The following is a 21,723-nucleotide window of genomic DNA, read 5'->3' as shown; positions in this document are numbered from 1 at the left end:
CTTGATGCAAGGCAAGCCATGCCGGAGGCATTCCGGGGTCTAATGGTGCTACCGCAGGGACAGGGAGGAATGACGGTATGGCGGAGCCCGAAGAACGGAAAAACGGCGAGTCGGATCGCCAGGACATTACCTGGCACCGGCTTGAGCCGATGGCTGTCAGGGAACGGCTTGAGGCAGCGGGCCCGCTGCCTGCAGAGGAAGCCGAACGCCGGCTGGCCCGGCATGGCCGCAATGCGCTGGCCGAAGCGCACGCCCGGACCCCTTGGGCCAGGCTGGGTCGGCAACTGCGGAATTTCCTGATCTACGTACTGGCAACAGCGGCGGTGATTACCGCCAGCCTCGGCCACTGGATGGACGCCGGGGTGATTACGGCGGTTGTTGTGGTACAGACCGTGGTGGGGTTCATCCAGGAGGGCAAGGCCGAAGAGGCCCTGTCGGCGATTCGCCATATGCTCGCGCCCAAGGCCCGGGTGGTGAGGGCCGACGGTCAGCATCAGATCGATGCCGCGAACCTGGTTCCCGGCGATACCGTTCTCCTGGAACCCGGCGACCGGGTGCCCGCCGATCTGCGTCTGGAAAAATCCCACAACCTGAAAATTGACGAATCCATCCTCACCGGCGAATCCGAGACCGTCGAAAAATCGATCGAGACCGTTGCGGAGGATGCGGCCCTGGGGGACCAGGACGGAATGGCCTTCTCCGGCACCATGGTTGCCACCGGCACCGGTCGGGGCATCGTGGTTCGTACCGGGGCCGATACCGAAATTGGCCGCATATCCGGCCTGCTTGCCCAGACCACAACCCTGAAAACGCCGCTGCTGGAGCAGATGGACAGGTTCACCCGGGGGCTGTCCATCGTCGTTATTCTCACCGGCGTTGCGATTTTTTTTGGCGGGCTGGCGTTCAGTGGCCTGCCGTTCCGGGAATTGTTTATGGCGGTCGTCGGGCTGACTGTCTCGGCTATTCCCGAAGGGTTGCCCGCGATCCTTACCATCACCCTGGCCATTGGCGTGCGCCAGATGGCCCGTCGCAAGGCAGTGGTCCGGCGCATGCCGGTAATCGAAACCCTTGGTGCGGTGTCGGTCATCTGTTCGGACAAAACCGGCACCCTGACCCGTAATGAAATGATGGTCACCCGGGCGGTGCTGTCGGGCGCCCGGCTGGCGGTAACCGGCGAAGGTTATGACGTTGATGGCGCGGTGAACGGCGACAACGGCCAGCCAGCCGAGTCTGTACTGCTCGACGAACTGGCCCGCGCCGCCGCGCTTTGTAACGACGCACAGGTGCACCACGAGTCCGGCCGGGTTCGTATCAATGGCGATCCCATGGAAGCGGCGCTGTCGGTATTTGCCCGCAAGGCAGGGTTTGATGTGGATGGCAGCGCTGCTGCCTGGCCCCGGAAGGATGAAATTCCCTTCGATACCCAGAGTCGCTTCATGGCCACACTGAATCACGATCACCATGGCCACAGCGCTATTTACCTCAAAGGGGCCCCGGAACGGATTTTTGCCATGTGTGCCGGCGAGGTAACCGGCGCCGGCGAGGTCGTGGCCCTGAACCGGGCCTTCTGGGATCAGGTCATCACCGAAATGGCCTCCGAGGGGCTGCGGGTACTGGCCCTGGCCCGGAAACCGGCAGCACGGGGAGTAACGGAACTGGCCATTGAAGATCTGGCGGAGGGCGCGGAGCTGCTGGGCCTGGTCGGGTTGCTGGACCCACCCCGGCAGGAGGCGATCCGGGCCATTGCCGACTGCCACGATGCCGGGATCCGGGTCAAGATGATTACCGGCGACCACGGCATAACGGCCGGTGCGATCGCCAGCAAGCTGGGCCTGAAAAATACCGCACGGGTGCTGACCGGCAAGGAACTGGACCGGCTCGACGATGACCAGCTCCGTGAACTGGTCGGCGAGGTGGATGTCTTCGCCCGAACCAGTCCGGAGCACAAGCTCCGGCTGGTAAAAGCGCTCCAGGCCCAGCATGGTGTGGTGGCCATGACCGGTGATGGCGTGAACGATGCGCCGGCGCTGAAGCGGGCGGATGTGGGCATCGCCATGGGGGGCAAGGGCTCGGAAGCAGCCCGGGAGGCGTCTTCCGTGGTCTTGCTGGATGACAACTTTGCCAGCATCGCTGCCGCCGTGCGCGAGGGCCGCACCGTTTACACCAACCTGAAAAAAGCCATTGCCTTCATGCTGCCGATCAATGGCGGTGAATCCATCAGCCTGATCACGGCCTTGCTGCTGGGCCTGACCCTGCCGATTTCCGCCCTGCAGATTCTCTGGGTCAACATGGTGAGCTCGGTGGTCCTGGCCATGACCCTGGCGTTCGAGCCGGCAGAGCCGGATGTCATGAAGCATCCCCCGCGGGTCCGCAATGAATCCCTGCTTCGGGGCTTTGTGATCTGGCGGGTTGCCTTTGTCTCGCTGTTGTTTCTGGCCGGCATTTTCGCCGCCTGGTACTGGGCCATGCATCACGACGACAGTGAATCCACGGCCCGGACCCTGGCGGTCAACACCCTGGTGGCGATGGAGATGTTTTATCTGTTTGCGGTCCGGTTCCTCGACAGTGCATCAATCACGCTGCGCGGTGTGCTGGGTACTCCGGTTGTGTTGCTGGCGGTGGCCGCCGTTGTCCTGCTGCAGCTTTTGTTTACCTACCTGCCCTGGTTCAACACGACCTTTGGCAGCGCGGCGCTGAGCCCCGGCATGCTTGCCTTTGCGGTCGGCGCCGGCATAGTGCTTCTGGTCATTCTGGAAATCGAGACCGCACTGAGAAAGCGCCTGCTCAGGGCAGACCCCGGGTAACCACAGCCGGGTCGCCCCGGCCTTCCACCGCTGCCAGTTCGGCACTGGACAGCCACTCGCCGGGCGGCTTGTCCATGACGCTGGCGCAGGCGGCCAGGGCATGGGCCCAGGAGCAGCCGTTGGCGAACAGCATGCCCGCCTCATTGAGCGTACCGCCCCGGTTGATGTAGCCGAGAACCCGGGCCCGCGACGGCACGGGGAACAGTGGATACAGGTGCCCGCGGAACACTTCCGGGCGCATGTGGGTGAGGGCGACCCGGTGGTGAATGCGATGGGGGAGCAGCCGCTCGCGTTCAAATTCAGACAGGCAGGTGTCGGCCTCCATGGCGTCTCTCGGCTGGCGGAATCGTCCGGGTTCCTGGATGTAGACCAGCCGGAAGGGTGTGCCGGTTTCCCGGAGGCGCTCGCAGGCACGGATAGCCTCAGACAGCTGGTAGGCGCCATTGGCCATCAGCAGCAGTGGTTCGCCGGCCGAGGTGTCTTCGTCCACCACCAGGGCGCCATGCCGGGCCAGCTGCTCGGCTTCCCGGGTATCAAACACACAGGGCCTGTCGCGCTTGGGGATCACCATGCAGGTTATCTTTCCCCGCTCGCTGAACACCGACGGCAGCGAGGCGAGGGTACTGTTGTAGTCGGCGGGAAACAGCACCCGGGAGACATCGTTCATCTCCGCCAGCAGGCTCTCGCAGAAGGTGGTGTCCTGATGGGACTGTTCGTTCTTGCCGTTTTCCCAGGTGTGAGAGGTGGCAACCACGGGCAGGCCAAGCCAGCGCGGGGGCCGGCCAACCTCTTTCTGGTGTCGGGCAAAGATCAGCTCCTGGCGGACGGCGCCGAGCATCTTCACGCAGAAGGCCTCGTAACTGGCCACCAGATTCAGACCGGCCTTGTTAGCCAGGCAGGCGGACACCACCGCTTCCTCGTTGAGCGCGGTGATGATCCTGCCATTGACAGATTCCTGATCATTTTCCGGATCGGTGACCCGGTGTTTCAGGACCTCCAGCACCCCGCCAAGCCGGTTGCTCGCCAGCTCGTCCGGATTGCCCACCCTTGCCCTGAGGCCGGGGTTCTCGGCCACCAGCGCCCGAAAAAAGTCGTCCACCGCCTTCATCGGCGAGGTCCGGTCCGCGTTGGCGGGCAGTTTGGGAATCACCGGGTCCGGCGGATTCCGGGTTGCCAGAGGGTGATCCCGCTCCAGCGGGCGGGCCTGCTGCAGGTGCTGATTCAGCCGGGCCATGCAGTGCTGAAGTTCATCCGGGGCGACCCATAAACGGGCCACATGCTCATTGAACAGCTCCCGGGCGCGGGCATCCATGCGGGGGTTGCCCGGAAGTGGCAGGTTGTGGGCGGCGTTGCTACCGGCGCCGTAAAATCCGTAGCCCTTGACCGTCTCGGCAATGCCATAGGGCACCCGTATCGGGTAGCCACCATCGCCTCTGAGGGCTGCCTCGCCATTGGCGGCCAGTGCCCGCTCCATCTCATGGATGGCGCAGACAAACGCCGCCGGGTCCCGGCCATCAAACCGGAAGGGCACGAACCCCCGGTGCTCCAGGTGCGCCTCAAAGCGTTCAAGGCCGGCCCGGGTGCCCAGTTCGGTGCGCTGTTCGATGCGGCGGCCGTTGGCAATCATCACCGGCATCACCGCACCACAGTCCTCGGCCCGCCACCAGCGGGGTATCCAGTCGCTGCCGCGCTGTTCCTCGGCAGCACCGTCAGACAGAAACGCCACCAGCGACTCGCCGGGCAGTGGCATATGGGCGTACTGGAGCTCGGCGAAACCCAGGTAGCCGCCTTTCAGGATGCCGCCGGCGGTGTGCGAATTGACATGGCTGCCCAGGGGCGCGGCCATGGTTCCGTCCGGGTTCTGCCGGTAACTGTAAAAATCGGCCACCAGTGCGGAGAGCCCGTCCGGGCCTTGATAGCGCTGCTTCTGTTCCGGATGCAGGTTGCCGGTAAGTACGTTCAGGGCATCCACCGCCGCCACGCAGTGCCCCTGGCCCATCAACCAGCTTCGGGTGCGCTTGGTGAGATTATTCAGTGCCAGGTAGGCCGCATAGGCCGGCACCATGTTCAGGGCACCGCCGGTATGGCCTTCCGGGCTGGTTTTGAAATCCTGGGACGCCAGTGGCTGCCCGGCGACATCCACCCGCCGCGCATAGGTCATGTGGACCACCAGCCACAGCCCGGCACTGGCCAGCCGGTCAAGGTCGGCGAGCTGGCGATAGACCGCAGCCGTATCCGGCTGGAGCCCGCAGGCTACCAGTTGCTCTGCCAGAACCTGTGCCCGCTGTCTGGTCGCTTCACCATGGTGGACAACGCCATAACCCTCGCACCAGCGCCGGTAATCCGGGCAGTCCGAAGCGGTGTTATCTGCCGTTACTGATGGAATGGGTGATGGCATGGGGGCCTCCATGGCGCCAGAGTGTCAGAGGATTGTAAAACTGCCTCTGAGAGCGGCCATTGATGCAGGTCAGTCGGAACAGCATCTGTCTTGGGAAGTGGACTGCCCGTTGCCGAATGCCATGGTTTCTGAGAGTCTGATCGGATAGAGCATTTGAAAAGGAGACTCCCATGACGCAAGACACGAATCAGGACAAACGCCGGAAATATTCTTCGCCGGTGGTGGACGGCATTGGTAAATCCGCCAGTCGAGCCATGCTGCGGGCGGTGGGGTTTACCGATGCGGATTTCCAGAAGCCCCAGATCGGTATTGCGTCTACCTGGAGTAACCTCACGCCCTGCAATATGCACATCAACCAGCTGGCCGAGGAGTCCGCCGCCGGCGCCGATGAGGCAGGAGGCAAGTCGCTGATCTTCAATACCATCACGGTATCGGATGGTATCGCCAACGGTACCGAGGGCATGAAGTATTCCCTGGTGTCCCGGGAGGTCATCGCCGACTCCATTGAAACCGTGGCCGGTTGCGAGGGTTTCGATGGCCTGGTGGCCATCGGGGGCTGTGACAAGAACATGCCCGGCTGCATGATGGGTCTGGCGCGCCTGAACCGGCCGTCGGTGTTCGTCTATGGCGGCACCATCATGCCGGGCGAGAACCATACCGATATCATCTCGGTATTCGAGGCCGTTGGCGCCCACGCCCGGGGTGACCTGGATCTGATCGAGGTGAAACAGATCGAGGAAACCGCGATTCCCGGGCCGGGATCCTGTGGCGGCATGTACACGGCCAATACCATGGCGTCGGCCATCGAGGCCATGGGCATGAGCCTGCCGGGCAGTTCGGCACAGAATGCGGTGTCCGATACCAAGGCGGCGGATTGCCGTGGTGCCGGGGCGGCGGTGCTGAACCTTCTGGAGAAGGACATCAAGCCCAGTGACATCATGACCCGGGAGGCCTTCGAGAATGCCATCACCGTGATCATCGCCCTGGGCGGCTCCACCAATGCGGTTCTGCATCTGCTGGCCATGGCCAGTACGGTGGGCGTGGATCTGGAGCTTGAGGACTTCGTCGAGATTGGCAAGCGGGTGCCGGTACTGGCGGATCTCCGCCCCAGCGGGCATTACATGATGTCGGAGCTGGTGGCCATTGGCGGTATCCAGCCGCTGATGAAAATGCTGCTGGATCGCGGCCTGCTGCATGGCGACTGCCTGACGGTGACTGGCCAGACCCTGGCGGAGAATCTGGCCGATGTGGCACCTTACCCGGCGGGGCAGGACATCATTCATGCCTTCGATAACCCCATCAAGGCGGACAGCCATCTGCGCATCCTGTTCGGCAACCTGGCGCCCACCGGGGCGGTGGCCAAGATCACCGGCAAGGAAGGCACCCACTTTACCGGCCGGGCCCGGGTGTTCCATTCCGAGGAGGAGGCCCAGGAGCGGATTCTGGATGGCACCGTGGTGGCCGGTGATGTGCTGGTTATTCGCTATGAAGGCCCCAGGGGCGGTCCCGGCATGCGGGAAATGCTCAGCCCGACGTCGGCGATCATGGGCAAGGGGCTGGGCAATGACGTGGCGCTGATCACCGATGGCCGTTTTTCTGGTGGCAGCCACGGCTTTGTGGTTGGCCATATCACCCCGGAAGCGGCCGAAGGCGGTCCCATCGCGCTGGTGGAGGACGGCGACACCATTACCATTGATGCCGTCAGCAACCGGATCGAACTGGATGTTCCGGATGACCAACTGGAGCAACGGCGCCAGAGATGGCAGGCGCCGCCACCACGATTCACCCGGGGTGTCCTGGCCAAGTACGCGCGCACGGTGAGTTCGGCGTCCAGAGGCGCCATTACCGATCTGCCATGATCCGCTGGCCGGGCCGGATCGCTGGTACAATTTCGCGCTGGTGCGGCAGTTTCTGCCGGGAAAGATAACAAGAGAAGAGGTTTTGACGCATGCGTAACCGGAGCATGGCGGTTTTCTGGGTGGTTTTGCTGGCGTTGGCGTCCTGGAACCTGCAGGCCCATCAGCAGACGGATTCCTCAAAGGAAGCAAACTCATCCGGCAAGGCCGGGCCCAACCTCGCCTCGGTGAATGCCGCGGTGGCGGTTGCCGGGGAAGACGAGCTGATTTTCGGCAAGAATGCCAATCGCTCGGTGCCCATTGCCTCGATCACTAAACTGATGACCGCCCTGGTGGTACTGGAGTCCGGCCAGTCCCTGGATGAATGGCTGACCTTCCGGAAGCGCCACACGCCGGCGGCGGCCAACGCCTACAGCCGGATCCGCATTGATTCAGAGATGCGCCGCGCCGATGTCATGCGGATCGCATTGATGTCGTCGGAAAACTTTGCTGCGTACACCCTGGCGCGCAGTCACCCGGGCGGATTTGATGCGTTTATTGACGCGATGAATGCCAAGGCCCGGGAACTGGGCATGGTTGGTACCCATTTCGTGGATCCGACCGGGCTGTCAGCCAACAACGTGTCCACTGCGTCCGACCTGGTCAGGCTGGTGAATGCGGCAGCGGCTTACCCTGAGATCCATGAGTACACCACGACTGACTATTTCCGGGCCAGATTCCGGAATCCCCGTTACAGCCTGTCATTCGGCAACACCAACGCCCTGGTGCACCGGGACAGCTGGGGCGTGTCCCTCAGCAAAACCGGCTATCTTTCGGAAGCCGGGCGGTGTCTGGTGATGATTTCGCAGATGAACGGCAAGCGGGTAATCACGGTGCTGCTGGATTCCCTCGGAACTCTGTCACCCCTGGGCGATGCCGGCCGGATCAAACGCTGGCTGGACACCGGTGCCCGCGGCTCGGTGGCTGCTGCCGCCCGTCGGTACGAGCAGCAGAAAAACGCGGCCTATGCGACCGCTGGCAACAACACGGTCAGTGTGAACTGATCTTCGAGGAATCACCGCATGATCCAGATCTTCACCACCGGCGGCACCATCGACAAGGTGTACTTCGATGCCAACAGCGAATTCGAGGTGGGCCACAGCCTGCTGCCGGAGCTGCTGTCGGAATCCAACATTCATGAGGGTTACCGGCTGCGGGAACTGCTGCGCAAGGACAGCCTGGAAATGACGGATTCGGATCGCCAGCTGGTGTTGCAAGCAGCCAGGGAGTGCGACTGTGCCCGCATTGTCATTACCCATGGCACCGACACCATGGCCGATACCGCCGCGGTACTGGCTGGCCTCAGTGACAAGACCATTGTGCTGACCGGCGCCATGCAGCCGGCCCGCATGCGCCGGACCGATGCGGTGTTCAATGTCGGTTTTGCCTGGGCCGCGGTGCAACTGTTGCCGCCCGGTGTCTACATTGTCATGAATGGGGAAGTGTTCGAAGCCGGCGCGGTCCGGAAGAATCTGCATGCCCAGCGCTTTGAGCGCACCTGAGCTCAGCCCAGACTGTCTCTCTCGGCATCGGTCAGTTCGCGGTAGCCCCCCGGCTCGAGATCCGGATCGAGCACAACCGCGCCGATCTGCAGCCGATGCAGGTCCTCAACGTGGTTGCCGACCGCTGCCAGCATGCGCTTGACCTGATGGTATCGGCCCTCTGAAATCGTCAGATCGATGATCCTCCCCTCCAGCACCTGCACCCGGGCCGGCCGTGTCGGTCGTGGATCATTGTGCAGTTGCAGGCCCTGTTCCAGTGCCTTCACCGAGGCGGCGGTCAGTGGTTCGCTTACTGTCACCCGGTAGGTCTTGGGACAATCGGTTCGCGGCGAGGTCACCCGGTGCGACCACTGGCCGTCGGTGGTCAGCAAGAGTAACCCCGTGGTATCCGCATCCAGTCGGCCGGCAATGTGGAGATTGCGGGTCAGTTCCGCGGGCAGCAGGTCGAGTGCTGTCGGATGATCGCTGTCGCTGGTCGCGCTTACCACACCCGCCGGCTTGTTCATCATCAGATAGCGCTCGCCCGGCAAGGCCAGGGGCTCTCCTGCCAATACGACACGGGCCTCCGGGGAGAGGTGCCTGTTGGCGGCTGTGCAGGCCTGCCCATCAACCGTGACCCGGCCTCGGGTAATCGCCCGTTTGGCCTCTTTGCGGGAGAGCCCGGAGCTGGTAGCAACAAACTGGTCCAGTCGCATGGTAATCAGCAGATCCTGCCGGGTGTCGGATTACTGCGCGGCCTGGATGCCCAGTTTTGCCAGCACGGTTTCACCAGGGTAACCATCGGCAATCAGTCCGGCGGAGGCCTGGAACTGCCGGATGGCTGACCGGGTTGCCGGGCCGAGGATGCCATCGGCTTCACCCGGCTGATAACCTTTTTGCTTCAGGGCCTGCTGGAGGTTAATGATATTTTCCCGGGACAGGGTCGGCGCGTCTACCGGTGGCGGGTTCTGTAGCTTTCCGGCACCGGCAATCCGGTCGGCCAGATGGCCAACGGCGATGGCGTAGAATTCGGAACGGTTCCAGCCCATGATCACCCGGAAGTTGTGATAGGCCAGAAAGGCCGGGCCTTCATGCCCGGCGGGCACCACCAGGGAGGCTTCAATGGGCTCCCTGGCGAGGGGCTTGCCAAAGGCGTCGGTAATGCCCATGTCTCGCCACCGAGCCAGGGGCAACTGTCGCCCGTCTGCCAGCGAGTAGTCGAAGTTGTCCGGCAGCAGCACCTCACGGCCCCAGCGATAGTCGCCATTCCAGTCCATGGATTGCAGGAACTTGCCGGCCGACATCATGGCATCCGGCAGGCTGTGCCAGAGGTCCCGGCGCCCGTCACCGTCCGCATCCACGGCGTGCTTGAGAAACACCGTGGGCATGAACTGCACATGACCCATGGCGCCGGCCCAGGAGCCTTCCATCTGGTCGGCCGGAATGGCGCCTTCGTCAATGATTCTCAGAGCGGCAATCAGCTGGGTGGTGAAGAAACTGCTGCGGCGGGGGTCACAGGCCAGGGTCGTCAGTGAACTGGGCACCGGCATCTTGCCAAAATAGCTGCCAAAGTTGGTCTCCAGACCCCAGAAAGCCACCAGGTAGGGCGCCGGAACACCGGTTTCCCGGGTCACCCTGGCCAACAGTTGCTCATGCTCTGCCAGCAATTCACGGCCCTTACTGACCCGGTCGTCGTTCACCCGCCGGTTCAGGTAATCGGCAAAGGTGGTGGTGAATTCCGGCTGGCGGCGGTCCAGTTCGATTACCCGGCCCAGGTATTCCGCCCCGGCCATCACCTCGTTTGCGGTATTGCGGCTGACTCCGGCCTCAATGGCCTGCTCCTCGAGCCGGGCCTTGCACTCGGCAAAACCGGCGGGGGCCACCGCCGCGCTCTCCTGGGCGGTGGCGGGCAGTGACAGGCATGTTAGAAAACCGGAAACCAGTAAGCCGCAGGTAAGCCGGCGAGGGCGCAGAATCCTTGCAGGTGTGGTCAGCACACAGAACCTCTATCAGGGTAACGATGGTGAGATGTTTTGGGCCCCATAGTAGCGCGTTTTCCCGCCAGAGAAACACCGCCGGAACCCAACTGGAGTGACAATTCTTTAACCTGCAGGTTCCGTTGAAATGGCATTTGTCGTCTTTTTGTTGCCGACCGGTTTCCGGCACCGGCCTTTGTTCTATAGTTGCACGATAAAGTGCGGATGTTGAGAGCGGAAGGTCGTAACTATGGCAATGCTGAAAGCGCTGGTGGTAGACGATGCCAGCTTTGTACGGGATCTGGTCAAGCGCACGGTACGCCAGCGGTTTCCGGTGATCGAAACCATGGATGCCCAGAATGGCCGAAGGGCACAATCCCTGATGTCCCGGACGGCGTTTGACCTGGTGCTGTGCGACTGGGAAATGCCGGAAATGTCCGGGCTGGAGTTGCTTCAGTGGATGCGCGCGCAGCCGCAGTACGAGAAAGTACCGTTCATCATGATTACCAGCCGGGGTGACAAGGACCATGTGATCGAAGCGGTCAGGGGCGGCGTGTCGGAATACCTGGGCAAGCCGTTCAGCCCTGAAGGTCTGAGCAAGAAAATTATCAAGGTGATGGGGCGAAAGCTGAAAGACGCCATGGATCACAGCGGCAAGTCCATGGCCAGCCCGGCGGACGCGTTCAAGGAATCTGCCACCCTGCTGACCCGCAAGCCGGAGCCTGCCGCCACCCCGCCAGTGTCTGAGCCGTCATCACCGCCGGCCGCGGGCAACGCGGCCACCCCCAGACCGGCAGCGGGCCGGGGAACGATGAGCCTTGCCTCGGTGCGCTTCGCCGAGAGCACCCTGAAATCGGTGGTCAAGGACATCAACCTCACGGAGGTGCGGGTGATTGCCAAACGGGACCAGGTGTTTCCCGGCATTCTTGACCAGGCGGTGGTAGATATCGAAACCGGCGAGGGGCAGATGGCCCGGCTGAACGGCTATGTGCATCAGTTGCAGGCGGTGGACAAGCGCCAGGATACCGACTTCGTCAGCGTGACCATCCGCTTTGTCGATGAGGACCCGAAAAAACTGGAGGACCTGTCCCGGTTTATTGCCCGGTTCCGGGCCGGTACCCCTTAACCTTCCGCCTTCTCGGGTACCCGCTCCACCAGTCGCTCCCTCGGGAAGTGACAGATGAATTCGCTGCCTTCGCCAATCCGGCTGCGTATCTCCAGGCTGCCATCGTGGTTCAGCAGAACGTGTTTGACGATGGCAAGGCCAAGACCGGTGCCGCCTGTGTCTTTGTGCCGGCTCGGGTCAGCCCGGTAGAAGCGCTCCGTCAGGCGGGGAATATGGACCGGATCAATGCCGATTCCGGTGTCTTTTACCGACAGGTGGGCGCCTTCCCGGTTGGTGGACCAGGACACCGTAATTTTGCCGCCGGCGGGTGTGTACTTGACCGCATTGAATATCAGGTTGGAGAAGGCGCTGCGCAACTGGCTTTCATCGCCTTTAAGCAGCCGGTGGTCGCTGATCTGAACGGTGATCTCATGCTGTTTCTCACCACTGAGTGCCCGCGCATCATGGCTGATCTGGCTGATAAGCTGGTCCACGTCGGTGGGAGTGTCATTCACTGTCTGTTCGCCGGTTTCAATTCTGGACAGCAGGATCAGGTCGGTAATCAGGGCCTCCATGCGCGATGACTGGGCGGCCATGGTATTAATCGCCCGGCGCCATTTCGGCGGCAAATCATCCGCGTTGTCTACCAGGGTTTCCAGGTAGCCGCTGATCACGGTCAGCGGTGTCCGCATTTCGTGCGACACATTGCCCACGAAGTCTCGGCGCATCTGCTCGAGTTGATACAGGCGGGTTACGTCCTTGGCGACGAGCAGCCGGTCGTCGTCGCCGAACAGGCTGATCTGGATCTGCAGGTGGATGTGGGGCTTGGCCGGCGAATGGATTTCCAGCGGTTCGCGGTAATCCCGGGAATCAAAATAGGTCTTGAAGGCCGGTGTGCGAATCAGGTTGTGTATGTACTGGCCCTGATCAGTGGTGCGCCTGAACCCGAGCAGGTACTCGGCGGAGCCGTTCCACCACTCCATGGCACCCCGGGAGTCGGTCATGATGACGCCATCGCGCATGGCATTGGTGGATTCCTGCACCCGGTTGATCCGCGCCCGCAGGCGATCCTGCGTTCTCAGATGGTTCTGGTGCAGCTTGTGGAGGTTGTCGAAGATATCGCCCCAGAGCCCGACACTCTGGGGCGCCTCGTCGGTAGCGCTCGGGTTGGCCAGCCACTGGTACATGCGCCTGGCCTGAACCAGTGTCCACCAGAGGTAGATCACCAGCCCGAACGTGAGCCCGTAAACCGGCTCGCCAAAGTAGAGGCCCACCAGCGTACAGCCGAGCAGGCCGCCGAGGATGTAGCGCAGGTACCGCGACCAGTTGTGTTGCATCAAGAACTGCCTTATGTCCAATCCGGGCCTGACGCGCAGCTGGCCGGAGTTACTTACGCAGCTTTGGTCGAGAAACGGTAACCGGTTCCCCGAACCGTCTGGATCAGATGATCGTACTGGTCGCCCAAAGCCTTACGCAACCGGCGGATGTGAACATCCACCGTCCGCTCTTCTACATAGACATTACCGCCCCAGACCTGGTCCAGAAGCTGTGAGCGAGTATATACCCGCTCCTGGTGGGTCATGAAGAACTGAAGCAGCCGGTATTCAGTCGGGCCCATGGTCAGCGCGCCGGTATTGGTGGTCACCCGGTGGCCCACAGGGTCCAGGGTCAGGCCTTCCACCTCGATGGGGCTGTCCACGCCGGGCGGTGTGGCGCGCCGCAGAACTGCCTTCAGGCGAGCAACCAGCTCCCGGGGGCTGAACGGCTTGGTGATGTAATCGTCGGCACCAACTTCCAGACCCTGAATCTTGTTATCTTCCTCAACCTTGGCAGTGAGCATGATAATGGGAATGTCGGACGTTGCCTCCTCTTTTTTCAGGCGGCGGGCCAGTTCCACACCACTGGTGCCGGGGAGCATCCAGTCGAGGAGCACGAGATCCGGGTGTTTGTCGACAATCAGGGCATGGGCTTCCCGGGCGTCCGCTGCCTCCAAGTAGTCGTAGTCCGCCATTTCGAGGGCCACGGCGATCATCTCGCGAATGGGTGCCTCGTCATCGACGATCAGGACAGTTTTTCCGTTCATGAGCGTTAACCTGTGTCAGACCTTGGTTTGTTGCCGCCTCATTACAACGCCTTGCTGTTACAAGTATATGACAGGCTCAGCCGATAAGGAGGTCTGTCACCAGGCCGGCAAAAACCGCGAACCCGGCCCAGTTGTTATTGAGAAAGGCCTTGAAACACCCTTCACGCTCCCGGTTCCGGGTCAGAAACTGGTGGTAGATAAAGAGACAGGCCATGGCCAGTACGCCCAGGTTGTAGAAGGTGCCCAGGTCTGCCCGGTGGCCCACCAACAGCAGAATCAGCACCACCATGGTCTGTAATATACCGATGATAGCCCGGTCGGCATCGCCGAACAGGATCGCGGTGGACTTGATACCCACCTTCAGGTCGTCGTCCCGGTCGACCATGGCGTAGAAGGTGTCGTAGGCGACCGTCCAGAGCACATTGGCGGTGAACAGCAGCCAGGTGAGCTGGCTCAGTTCACCGGCTTCCGCCGCCCACGCCATGGGAATCGCCCAGGAAAACGCGGCCCCGAGAAACAGCTGTGGCAGGTGGGTATAGCGCTTCATGAACGGGTATATGAACGCCAGCACAGCGCCGCCGAACGACAGGTACAGGGTGAGGGTGTTGGTGAACAGCACCACCATCAGCAAGGAGATCAGGCACAGCCCGGCAAACAGTGCCAGGGCCTCCCCCGGTTTGACCCGGCCTGCGGTCAGCGGGCGGTCCTGGGTGCGCTTGACGTGTTTGTCCCAGTCCCGGTCGGCGAAATCGTTGATCGCGCAACCGGCGGCGCGCATGAAGAATACGCCAAGGGTGAAAATGACAATATTGCCCAGCCCGGGACTGCCCTCTCCGGCCAGCCACAGGGCCCAGTAGGTCGGCCACAGCAACAGCAGGGTGCCAATCGGGCGGTCGATTCTGAGCAGTCTGGCGTAGTCGGCCAGCCGGCTCCGGATATGGTCTGGCATGGCATCAAGCAGCATGGCGGCGTCCGTCTGGTGGTCTGCGAATTCAGCAATTGCAAGAGATTATAGCCAGTGGCGGGACACCGGTTAAAGCGCGTTCCGGCCGAACAGCGCCGGCAGGAAGTATTCGCCCACCAGCAGGGAGCTGTTGTGGCCGCTGAACAGGGAGCGTCGGGCCAGTTGCGGCTGGCCTGCGACAGCGGGATTGCAGACCCCGGTTTCCAGGGGGCCACGCTGCCAGAGTGGGCTGCTGAACAGGTAGGCTCCCAGGGGCCTGTTGCCCAGGTGGAGCAGGCGTCGGCCCTCGCCCTCCAGGCAGCTCAGCGGGATCACGGTGCGGGCCAGCACCCAGGGCTCTCCGTCCCCACACAGCCGGACTTCCCGTATCCAGGCGTGCTGCCGCGGCGGAATGTCCAGGCGCCGGGATTCTTCCAGGCTCGGCGGCGCGAAACCTTCCTGGCGAACCTCAACATCAAAGGAACGGGTGCACTGTTTCTGGAGGGCCCGGGTAAACGAGCCCTCCACCCGCAGCCAGTAGCGGGCGCAGCCGTGCACTTGCGGATTGCGCAGTCCGGCCGCGGTCAGCGAGCGATACCAGGCGGTTGGCGGAATGCTCAGGTGACTGTTGATGTCGCTCGGTTGGCGTTTGATATCAGAGGCCCTTGACCGCATAGATGCCGGGCGCGTTGCGCCAGTAGCCCTTGTAATCCATGCCGTAGCCAAACAGGAAGCGGTCTTCCACTTCCAGGCCGGTGAAGTCCGCTTTCAGGTCCGGGCGGGCCTTGCGGTCGTGCTGTTTGTCGACCAGCACAGCGGTAAGCACTTCGCTGGCGCCGTGGGCAAGGCAGTAATCGGCAATCGCGCACAGGGTGGTGCCCTCATCCAGAATGTCATCCACAATGAGGACGGTGCGGCCGCTCATCTCGACCTCTGGCTGAAGCTTCCATTCCAGGATGCCGCCGGTGGTTTCCTGACGATAGCGGGTGGCATGCAGATACTCGGCCTGGACCGGGAACCGGAGCCGGGGCAGCAACTGCCCGGTCAGGATCAGGCCGCCATTCATCACACAGAACAGCAGGGGGTTGCTGTCCTTCAGGCGCTCGGTAATATCGTCAGCCAGGTTGTCAATTGCAGTCTGCACCTGTTGTTCGTCCACCAGGCAATCGGCTTCGGCCATAACCTGGTTCATTTCGGCGACGGTATCGGTCATATCGGTCGGTCCTGTCGTAAAACGGGCGATTATACCGGAGAGGGTCGCCGGAAGGGAGGGGCGGTCCCGGTTCATCCGGTGTGTTTGTCTATGGCGATTGGCAGAAAACCCCGGTGTCGTGCGTCGACACTGGCATTGGTGAATGCAGGGGCGATGGGTATGATGGCCTGATTCAAGGATGGTTCGTATCTGTTAACTGAATGAAACCTATTGGCGCCTTATTGTCTGACAATTATCATGGCGCTTGATCAACCCGGGAGAGATTTGATGAAGAAGTGGCAGTGCGTGGTCTGTGGACTGATTTACGATGAGGCGGAAGGCTGGCCCGAGGACGGTATTGAGCCGGGCACCAAATGGGAAGACGTACCGGAAGACTGGGTCTGCCCCGATTGCGGGGTCGGCAAGGAAGACTTTGAGATGATCGAGATTAGCTGATAGCAAGCGGCACGGCCGTTAAATCAAGGAATGTGGTTATGACTGAGCAGGCCCCCATCGTTATCGTCGGAACCGGGCTGTCCGGCTATTCGCTGGCCCGGGAGATCCGCAAGCAGGACAAAGACATCCCGGTCATTATGGTGACCGCCGATGATGGGGTGAGCTATTCCAAGCCCATGCTCTCCACCGGCTTTTCCAAGGGCAAGGATGCCGACGGTCTGGCCCAGGGCACAACCGACACCATGGCCGAACAGCTGAATCTGCAGATCCGGGCGTTCAGCACCGTGACCGGCATTGATACCCGGTCCCACGAGCTGGTTCTGGGCGACGAGCGGCTGGTCTACAGCAAGCTGGTTCTGGCCTGGGGCGCCGATGTTATCCGGCTGAGCCTCGCGGGGGATGGCCAGGAGCGCGTGTTCTCGGTCAACGACCTGATGGACTACCGCGAGTTCCGCAAGGCCCTTGGCGAAGGCAAGCGGGTTGCGATCATGGGCGCCGGCCTGATCGGTTGCGAGTTCGCCAATGACCTGCGCAATGGTGACTACGAGGTGGATGTGATTGCGCCCTCGGATGTAGTGATGCCAGGCTTGCTGCCGGAAGTTGCCGCCAACGCGGTCCAGCAGGAACTGGAAAACCTCGGGGTGCGTTTTCACCTCGGCACCGTGGTGGACCGGGTTGATCGGGCCGGCGATGGCGTTAACGTCAGCCTTGCCAATGGCGAGACGCTGGCCGCCGACCTGGTGTTGTCGGCCGTCGGACTGCGGCCCCGCATCGAGCTGGCCCGGTCGGCTGGCCTCGAGACCGGCCGTGGCATCGTCGTCAATCGCGCCCTGGAAACCTCGGCGCCGGACGTCTACGCCCTTGGTGACTGCGCCGAGGTGGACGGCCATGTTCTGCTCTATGTCCTTCCCCTGATGGCTTGCGCCCGGGCTCTCGCCAGAACCCTGACCGGTGAGCGGGCCGAGGTGAGCTACGGCACCATGCCGGTAATGATCAAGACGCCCTGCTGCCCGACCGCGGTCTGCCCGCCGCCCCCGGAGGCTGAAGGAAGCTGGGCCATCGAGCAGGACGGCACTGACGTGAAGGCGCTGTTCAAGAGCCCGGCCGGCGATCTGCTCGGGTTTGCGGTCACCGGCCGCTTTGCGATGGAAAAACAGGCGTTATCCCGGGAAGTGCCGGCAATACACGGGTAACCCTGCGCATTGACTGAAAGGCCCCGATGTCTCAGGGCCTTTTTTCTGTCGTTCGCGGCTTTTCATTGCCAATTCCGCCCGCTTACGGTAGAAAACTCCGTCGTGTGCTAACGAAATTACAGGAGCAGGCATGCTTGAGGTAACCAGGAAGCTGGTGGAATTACTGGATCTTTCACCCATCGGCGCCGATCATTTCCAGGGCGACAGCGAGGATCTGGGCTTTCCCAATGTGTTTGGCGGGCAGGTGCTCGGGCAGGCACTGATGGCGGCCAGTCGTACCGTTGAGGACCGGCTTTGCCATTCCCTGCATGCCTATTTCTTGCGCCCTGGCAATCACAGCATGCCGATTGATTACGAGGTCCAGCGGGTTCGGGACGGTGGCAGCTTTTCGGTTCGCCGCGTCATCGCCCGCCAGGATGGCAAGGAAATCCTGACCGGCTCGATGTCGTTCCAGGTGGCGGAGCAGGGGTTCGAGCATCAGTTGACGATGCCCGACGCGCCGGGGCCGGACGCACTCCGTTCCGAGCAGGAGTGGGGCCGAATCCTGGCACCCCAGATGCCGGAGCGAATGCGCGAAACCCTCACCCGTGACCGCCCGATCGAGATCCGGCCCGTGGACCCGGTCAATCCGCTCAAGCCCGAAAAACGCCCGCCCCATAAGCAAAGCTGGTTTCGCGCCCAGGGGCCGCTGCCGGATGATCCGGTACTGCACCGCTGCCTGCTGACCTATGCCTCCGACTTCCAGTTCCTTGGCACCGCCATGAATCCCCATGGCCTCACGTTCATGAGCAAGAACCTGCAGGTGGCCAGCCTGGATCATGCCATCTGGTTCCACCGGGAGTTCCGGATGGATGACTGGCTGCTGTACGACAAGGACAGCCCCAGCGCCTCGGCCGGGCGGGGATTCAATCGTGGCAATTTCTTCAAACAGGACGGCACACTGGTGGCATCCACCACCCAGGAAGCGCTGATTCGTCAGCGCTAGTGTCCCGCCAGGTCTGCGAGTCATTCTCAGCCGAGTCTGCGATGATCCTGTGGCTGGTTGGACTGGTTCAGCCATTCCAGCAGTTCACCGAAGGGCAGGGGTGGCGTGAGCAGATAACCCTGGATCATGTCACAGCCCATTTCCCGCAGCAGATCTGCCGTGCCATGATCCTCCACACCCTCGGCGACGACTCGATAGCCAAGGCTGTGGCACATCTCGATGGTGGTCTGGACAATGACCCGGTCTTCCGCTTCGGTGGCCAACTCCGTCACCAGTGACCGGTCGATCTTGATCTCGCTGGCTGGTAACTGCTTGATGTAGGAGAGCGACGAATAACCGGAGCCGAAATCATCGATGGAAACCGGAATGCCGCTGGCATTCAGGGAATTCAGGGCTTTCAGGGAATTGGCCGGGTCCTGCATCATCGAGGTTTCGGTGACTTCAAAAATGATCGCGCCCTGATGGTTGGGGTAGCGGTCCATCAATCGCTGCACGAAAATCGGGAAATCCGGCTCCCGCAGGTTATTCGGGGAGACGTTGACGGAAATGCTCAGGGGCCAGCCCCGGTCCAGTAGCTGGGAACGCATTTCCAGGACCTGCTCCAGCACCCAACGGGTCAGCGGTCTGATCAGCCCGGTCTGCTCTGCCAGGTTGATCGTCTCGTCTGCCGCAATCGGCTGGGCCCGCCCCGGCCAGCGGATCAGCGCCTCCAGGCCCACAATCCGGTTGGTTTTCAGGCACTGCTTGGGCTGCATGAAAAGCGCCAGCCCGTCATTCGCCAGGGCCTGGCGCAGTTCCGAAACCAGGGTAAGCCGGTCAGCGCTATAGGAATCCCGTGCCGGTTGGTAATAGGCGATGCCCCGTTCGCCGGCCGACCCCTCGGCGATCACCGCCCGACGGATCAGGGTGTTGGCGTCCATGCCGTGCTCCGGGAAGATGGCCACGCCCAGCCGTGGCTCCAGCGGGACCTGCATGCCCAGGTAATCAATCGGATTACGGATGCCATCCAGGCCACTGAGAACCGCCCGGGGCGCAGAGCCGGTCGCATCGGCATCAACGATAAACGCAAACGTCTGAGGTTCCAGCGAGGCCAGGAAAAAGTTGCGCTGATCGCTTTGTTCCACGGGCATGGCGCCCGACAGCTCCCGGATAACGGCGTTGTAGTGTTTGGACGCCAGTTCCAGAATCAGGTCGCAGTTGCGGTGGCCCAGTGTCTTGGTCACGGATTGCAGGTTGTTCAGATGAATGATGGCAACCCCGTATCGCTGATCGGGGTGGCGCATCATCAGATCGTTCAGCACCATTTCGAAACTGCTGCGATTGGGCAGCCCGGTCAGCGGGCTGTGCAGGGCGTGGTCCATCAGCTTGAGCTCGGCCGAGCGCCGCGCCGCCATTGCCCTGAGCTCGGCCTCCCGGGCCTCTACCTTGTCCTGCCGCTCCTGGTACAGCCTGGCCGCCAGTGCCAGGGTCAGCAGAATGGCTTCCAGGGCGGAACCAATCTGCATGCCGTAGATGGTGACAAAGTTGTTGGGCAGCAGCCCGTATTTGTTGGCCGCGGTAATGGCGCTGCCGAGTGTGAGTGCGCCCCAGGCGAGGGTGTAGTAACTGGCCTGCGGGTTGCCCTTGGCCCATTGCAGCGGGCCAAGGCTGGTGAGCAGCAGGCAGCTGGGTATGGCCAGCGCAACGGTCAGGCGGCTGCCGGTGCTGTAATCCACGAAGAAGGTGGTAGTGGCAACCACGGCATTCAGAGTGATGGTCATAACCACCAGCCGGTCAAGCGTGGGCCCGGTGCTCTTCAGCCTGAGGAACGAACGGGAAAACAACAGGGTGAACAGCATGGCAAGGGGCACCGAGAGCAGCATCATCTGATTGTGCATGGCCGGGCTGTCTGGCCAGACAAGCTGGAAGCTGGTGCCGTTGAGGCTGCTGATCAGCAGCAGGTAGCTCAGGGTGGAGAGCACATAGAGCAGGTAAACCGGCTCCCGCAGGGCGGAAAAAATAAACAGGTTGAAGAAGATAACGGTGATCAGAATGCCGTAGTAGATGGCGTGGAGCTGGTCCTCGGCGGAGGTGTGTTCGAAAAACGCTTGGGCGTTCCAGAGCCTGAGCGGGATCTGCATGGCGCCCTGGGTGCTGACCCTCAGCAGAATCCGGTATTCGCTGGCAATGCTCTGGTCAAACGGAAACAGGAAATACCGGTGCAGGATGGGGCGGTCGGTAAAAGGAACCCGGTCGCCAGTTTCTACCCGGTTGGCAATGTGGCCGTTCTCCAGCAGGTAGAAAGTCACGCTGTCGAGCTGGGCATAGCTGATGGCCAGAAGATTGATGGTCGCCGGGCTGGTGACCGGGAACCGAAGCCAGACCGTGTCCCGGATATAACCGAAATTCGGGCTCTGCTCTTCCAGAAGCTGCCAATTGTCGGCGGCCAGAGCCTCCAGCGCGGTGAGGTCGCTGTCGGGGGCCGCCCGGAGGTATTCAACGCGCGGGATATAGGAAGTCCCAGCCCCGTGGGAAGGGGCTACAAGGCCTGACAGCAGGGTCAGTGCGACCAGCAAACGGAGCCATTGTGTGGGTGCCACGGTGTACCGCTTATATCGTTGTCTTTTTGAGTATGGCGTGTCGCCATTAACGGCTCAAGTCGGGCCAGGGCCTGTTTGGAAAATTTGTGCAACCCGGGTCAGACCTGGCCGAGCCACTGCCGGACCCAGGGCAATGCCTCGGCCTCAGGTTCCATGGTTTCCAGGGCGTCGATTTGCAGAGTGTCACCAACCTTGCGGGCGGATGTTTCGTACAGGGCCTCGGTCATCAGTTCTCCGGCGCCGCAAAATGTGTCGCCGTAGGAGCTGTCACCCAGCACGATCACACCGAACGGCCGGCCCGGTTGTTGCGGCAACTGCTCCCGCAGCGCCAGGTAAAACGGCAACAGGTTGGCGGGTAGTTCCCCCTGCCCGGTGGTGGATGTGCACACAAGCAGAGGCTCTTCGTTTGAGGTGATGTCCTCCAGAACCGGGTTTTCCAGCACCGTGGCCTGATGTCCTTCGGTTTCCAGTTCCTTCTTGATGGCCCGGGCGGTCAGTAGCGCACCGCCGTACACGCTGCCCACCAGAATACGGATGGCTGTCATTGGTTTACCTGTTCAGTGCAATGGGTTCAGACCATACGGTCATTCAGTGGCGCACGATCATAACGGGAGCGTTTACCTGGCTCAACTG

Annotated in this window: 18 protein-coding genes; 8 read left to right on the top strand and 10 right to left on the bottom strand. The window is 62.0% G+C overall.

The window, feature by feature from the left end; all coding sequences use genetic code 11:
- Window positions 1-77 precede the first annotated feature (77 nt).
- Complete coding sequence (locus msub_RS14055; protein ID WP_082146501.1) at window positions 78-2,804, top strand: cation-translocating P-type ATPase; 2,727 nt, start codon at window positions 78-80, stop codon at window positions 2,802-2,804.
- Here msub_RS14055 and msub_RS14050 read toward each other — a convergent pair.
- Window positions 2,785-5,202 carry a phosphoketolase family protein gene (locus msub_RS14050; RefSeq protein WP_048496586.1) on the bottom strand — a complete coding sequence of 806 codons (2,418 nt, stop codon included), beginning with the start codon at window positions 5,200-5,202 and terminating at the stop codon, window positions 2,785-2,787. The two genes, msub_RS14055 and msub_RS14050, sit on opposite strands and share 20 nt — an antisense overlap.
- Window positions 5,203-5,372: 170 nt before the next feature.
- On the opposite strand from msub_RS14050, the gene ilvD reads away from it, so the two are divergent.
- The 3 genes from ilvD (at window position 5,373) to msub_RS14035 (ending at window position 8,599) form a co-directional block, all read left to right on the top strand.
- Entirely contained in the window at window positions 5,373-7,061 is a 1,689-nt protein-coding gene (ilvD, locus tag msub_RS14045; protein ID WP_048496585.1) for a dihydroxy-acid dehydratase, read from the top strand.
- 89 nt (window positions 7,062-7,150) lie between these two features.
- Window positions 7,151-8,101: a D-alanyl-D-alanine endopeptidase gene (gene pbpG / locus msub_RS14040; RefSeq protein WP_082146500.1), complete on the top strand. Its 951-nt coding sequence runs from the start codon at window positions 7,151-7,153 to the stop codon at window positions 8,099-8,101.
- An 18-nt stretch (window positions 8,102-8,119) separates the two neighbouring features.
- A complete protein-coding gene (locus msub_RS14035; protein WP_048496584.1) occupies window positions 8,120-8,599 on the top strand; it encodes an asparaginase domain-containing protein in 480 nt (159 codons plus the stop codon).
- Window positions 8,600-8,601: 2 nt separating this feature from the next.
- On the opposite strand, the gene msub_RS14030 is transcribed toward msub_RS14035, so the two are convergent.
- Together msub_RS14030 and msub_RS14025 are read right to left on the bottom strand one after the other, a co-directional pair.
- Window positions 8,602-9,294, bottom strand: a complete 693-nt coding sequence (locus msub_RS14030) for a pseudouridine synthase (protein WP_048496583.1) — start codon at window positions 9,292-9,294, stop codon at window positions 8,602-8,604.
- A gap of 30 nt (window positions 9,295-9,324) precedes the next feature.
- Window positions 9,325-10,575: a lytic murein transglycosylase gene (locus tag msub_RS14025; RefSeq protein WP_048496582.1), complete on the bottom strand. Its 1,251-nt coding sequence runs from the start codon at window positions 10,573-10,575 to the stop codon at window positions 9,325-9,327.
- A 229-nt stretch (window positions 10,576-10,804) separates the two neighbouring features.
- Between msub_RS14025 and msub_RS14020 the strand changes: the two genes are divergently transcribed.
- The gene (locus msub_RS14020) at window positions 10,805-11,680 is read left to right on the top strand and encodes a response regulator (RefSeq protein WP_048496581.1); all 876 of its coding nucleotides are present in this window, start codon (window positions 10,805-10,807) and stop codon (window positions 11,678-11,680) included.
- On the opposite strand, the gene phoR is transcribed toward msub_RS14020, so the two are convergent.
- From phoR to msub_RS13995, 5 genes are all read right to left on the bottom strand, one after another.
- Window positions 11,677-12,996, bottom strand: a complete 1,320-nt coding sequence (gene phoR / locus msub_RS14015) for a phosphate regulon sensor histidine kinase PhoR (protein ID WP_048496580.1) — start codon at window positions 12,994-12,996, stop codon at window positions 11,677-11,679. The two genes, msub_RS14020 and phoR, sit on opposite strands and share 4 nt — an antisense overlap.
- Before the next feature lie 53 nt (window positions 12,997-13,049).
- The gene (phoB, locus tag msub_RS14010) at window positions 13,050-13,742 is read right to left on the bottom strand and encodes a phosphate regulon transcriptional regulator PhoB (protein WP_048496579.1); all 693 of its coding nucleotides are present in this window, start codon (window positions 13,740-13,742) and stop codon (window positions 13,050-13,052) included.
- A 76-nt stretch (window positions 13,743-13,818) separates the two neighbouring features.
- Window positions 13,819-14,706 carry a 4-hydroxybenzoate octaprenyltransferase gene (gene ubiA / locus msub_RS14005; protein WP_048496578.1) on the bottom strand — a complete coding sequence of 296 codons (888 nt, stop codon included), beginning with the start codon at window positions 14,704-14,706 and terminating at the stop codon, window positions 13,819-13,821.
- 69 nt (window positions 14,707-14,775) lie between these two features.
- Window positions 14,776-15,360, bottom strand: a complete 585-nt coding sequence (locus msub_RS14000; protein WP_197083841.1) for a chorismate--pyruvate lyase family protein — start codon at window positions 15,358-15,360, stop codon at window positions 14,776-14,778.
- Complete coding sequence (locus msub_RS13995) at window positions 15,341-15,898, bottom strand: hypoxanthine-guanine phosphoribosyltransferase (RefSeq protein ID WP_048496577.1); 558 nt, start codon at window positions 15,896-15,898, stop codon at window positions 15,341-15,343. Before msub_RS13995 ends, msub_RS14000 begins: the two co-directional genes overlap by 20 nt.
- A gap of 267 nt (window positions 15,899-16,165) precedes the next feature.
- Here msub_RS13995 and msub_RS13990 point away from each other — a divergent pair, with 267 nt between their 5' ends.
- From msub_RS13990 to msub_RS13980, 3 genes are all read left to right on the top strand, one after another.
- Window positions 16,166-16,333, top strand: coding sequence for a rubredoxin (locus msub_RS13990; protein WP_048496576.1), 168 nt, complete (start codon window positions 16,166-16,168; stop codon window positions 16,331-16,333).
- Between the two features lie 38 nt (window positions 16,334-16,371).
- A complete protein-coding gene (locus tag msub_RS13985) occupies window positions 16,372-17,526 on the top strand; it encodes an NAD(P)/FAD-dependent oxidoreductase (protein WP_048496575.1) in 1,155 nt (384 codons plus the stop codon).
- A gap of 130 nt (window positions 17,527-17,656) precedes the next feature.
- Complete coding sequence (locus msub_RS13980) at window positions 17,657-18,511, top strand: acyl-CoA thioesterase (RefSeq protein ID WP_048496574.1); 855 nt, start codon at window positions 17,657-17,659, stop codon at window positions 18,509-18,511.
- Between the two features lie 26 nt (window positions 18,512-18,537).
- On the opposite strand, the gene msub_RS13975 is transcribed toward msub_RS13980, so the two are convergent.
- On the bottom strand, window positions 18,538-21,090 hold the full coding sequence (locus msub_RS13975; RefSeq protein WP_048496573.1) for an EAL domain-containing protein: 2,553 nt from the start codon (window positions 21,088-21,090) through the stop codon (window positions 18,538-18,540).
- 98 nt (window positions 21,091-21,188) lie between these two features.
- A complete protein-coding gene (locus msub_RS13970; protein WP_048496572.1) occupies window positions 21,189-21,635 on the bottom strand; it encodes a flavodoxin in 447 nt (148 codons plus the stop codon).
- Window positions 21,636-21,723: the final 88 nt, after the last annotated feature.

Origin of the sequence: Marinobacter subterrani (assembly GCF_001045555.1) — a bacterium.
GTDB classification, from domain to species: Bacteria; Pseudomonadota; Gammaproteobacteria; order Pseudomonadales; family Oleiphilaceae; genus Marinobacter; species Marinobacter subterrani.
The sequence above is the reverse complement of the archived record's forward strand: the minus strand, read 5'-3'. Positions and strand labels throughout refer to the sequence as shown.

What these genes read in the sequence shown, in the direction of transcription:
- msub_RS14055 (WP_082146501.1), top strand. Translation starts at nt 78, where the DNA reads ATGGCGGAGCCCGAAGAACGGAAAAACGGCGAGTCGGATCGCCAGGAC.
- msub_RS14050 (WP_048496586.1), bottom strand. Translation starts at nt 5,202, where the DNA reads ATGCCATCACCCATTCCATCAGTAACGGCAGATAACACCGCTTCGGAC.
- ilvD (WP_048496585.1), top strand. Translation starts at nt 5,373, where the DNA reads ATGACGCAAGACACGAATCAGGACAAACGCCGGAAATATTCTTCGCCG.
- pbpG (WP_082146500.1), top strand. Translation starts at nt 7,151, where the DNA reads ATGCGTAACCGGAGCATGGCGGTTTTCTGGGTGGTTTTGCTGGCGTTG.
- msub_RS14035 (WP_048496584.1), top strand. Translation starts at nt 8,120, where the DNA reads ATGATCCAGATCTTCACCACCGGCGGCACCATCGACAAGGTGTACTTC.
- msub_RS14030 (WP_048496583.1), bottom strand. Translation starts at nt 9,294, where the DNA reads ATGCGACTGGACCAGTTTGTTGCTACCAGCTCCGGGCTCTCCCGCAAA.
- msub_RS14020 (WP_048496581.1), top strand. Translation starts at nt 10,805, where the DNA reads ATGGCAATGCTGAAAGCGCTGGTGGTAGACGATGCCAGCTTTGTACGG.
- phoR (WP_048496580.1), bottom strand. Translation starts at nt 12,996, where the DNA reads ATGCAACACAACTGGTCGCGGTACCTGCGCTACATCCTCGGCGGCCTG.
- phoB (WP_048496579.1), bottom strand. Translation starts at nt 13,742, where the DNA reads ATGAACGGAAAAACTGTCCTGATCGTCGATGACGAGGCACCCATTCGC.
- ubiA (WP_048496578.1), bottom strand. Translation starts at nt 14,706, where the DNA reads ATGCTGCTTGATGCCATGCCAGACCATATCCGGAGCCGGCTGGCCGAC.
- msub_RS14000 (WP_197083841.1), bottom strand. Translation starts at nt 15,360, where the DNA reads ATGCGGTCAAGGGCCTCTGATATCAAACGCCAACCGAGCGACATCAAC.
- msub_RS13995 (WP_048496577.1), bottom strand. Translation starts at nt 15,898, where the DNA reads ATGACCGATACCGTCGCCGAAATGAACCAGGTTATGGCCGAAGCCGAT.
- msub_RS13990 (WP_048496576.1), top strand. Translation starts at nt 16,166, where the DNA reads ATGAAGAAGTGGCAGTGCGTGGTCTGTGGACTGATTTACGATGAGGCG.
- msub_RS13985 (WP_048496575.1), top strand. Translation starts at nt 16,372, where the DNA reads ATGACTGAGCAGGCCCCCATCGTTATCGTCGGAACCGGGCTGTCCGGC.
- msub_RS13980 (WP_048496574.1), top strand. Translation starts at nt 17,657, where the DNA reads ATGCTTGAGGTAACCAGGAAGCTGGTGGAATTACTGGATCTTTCACCC.
- msub_RS13970 (WP_048496572.1), bottom strand. Translation starts at nt 21,635, where the DNA reads ATGACAGCCATCCGTATTCTGGTGGGCAGCGTGTACGGCGGTGCGCTA.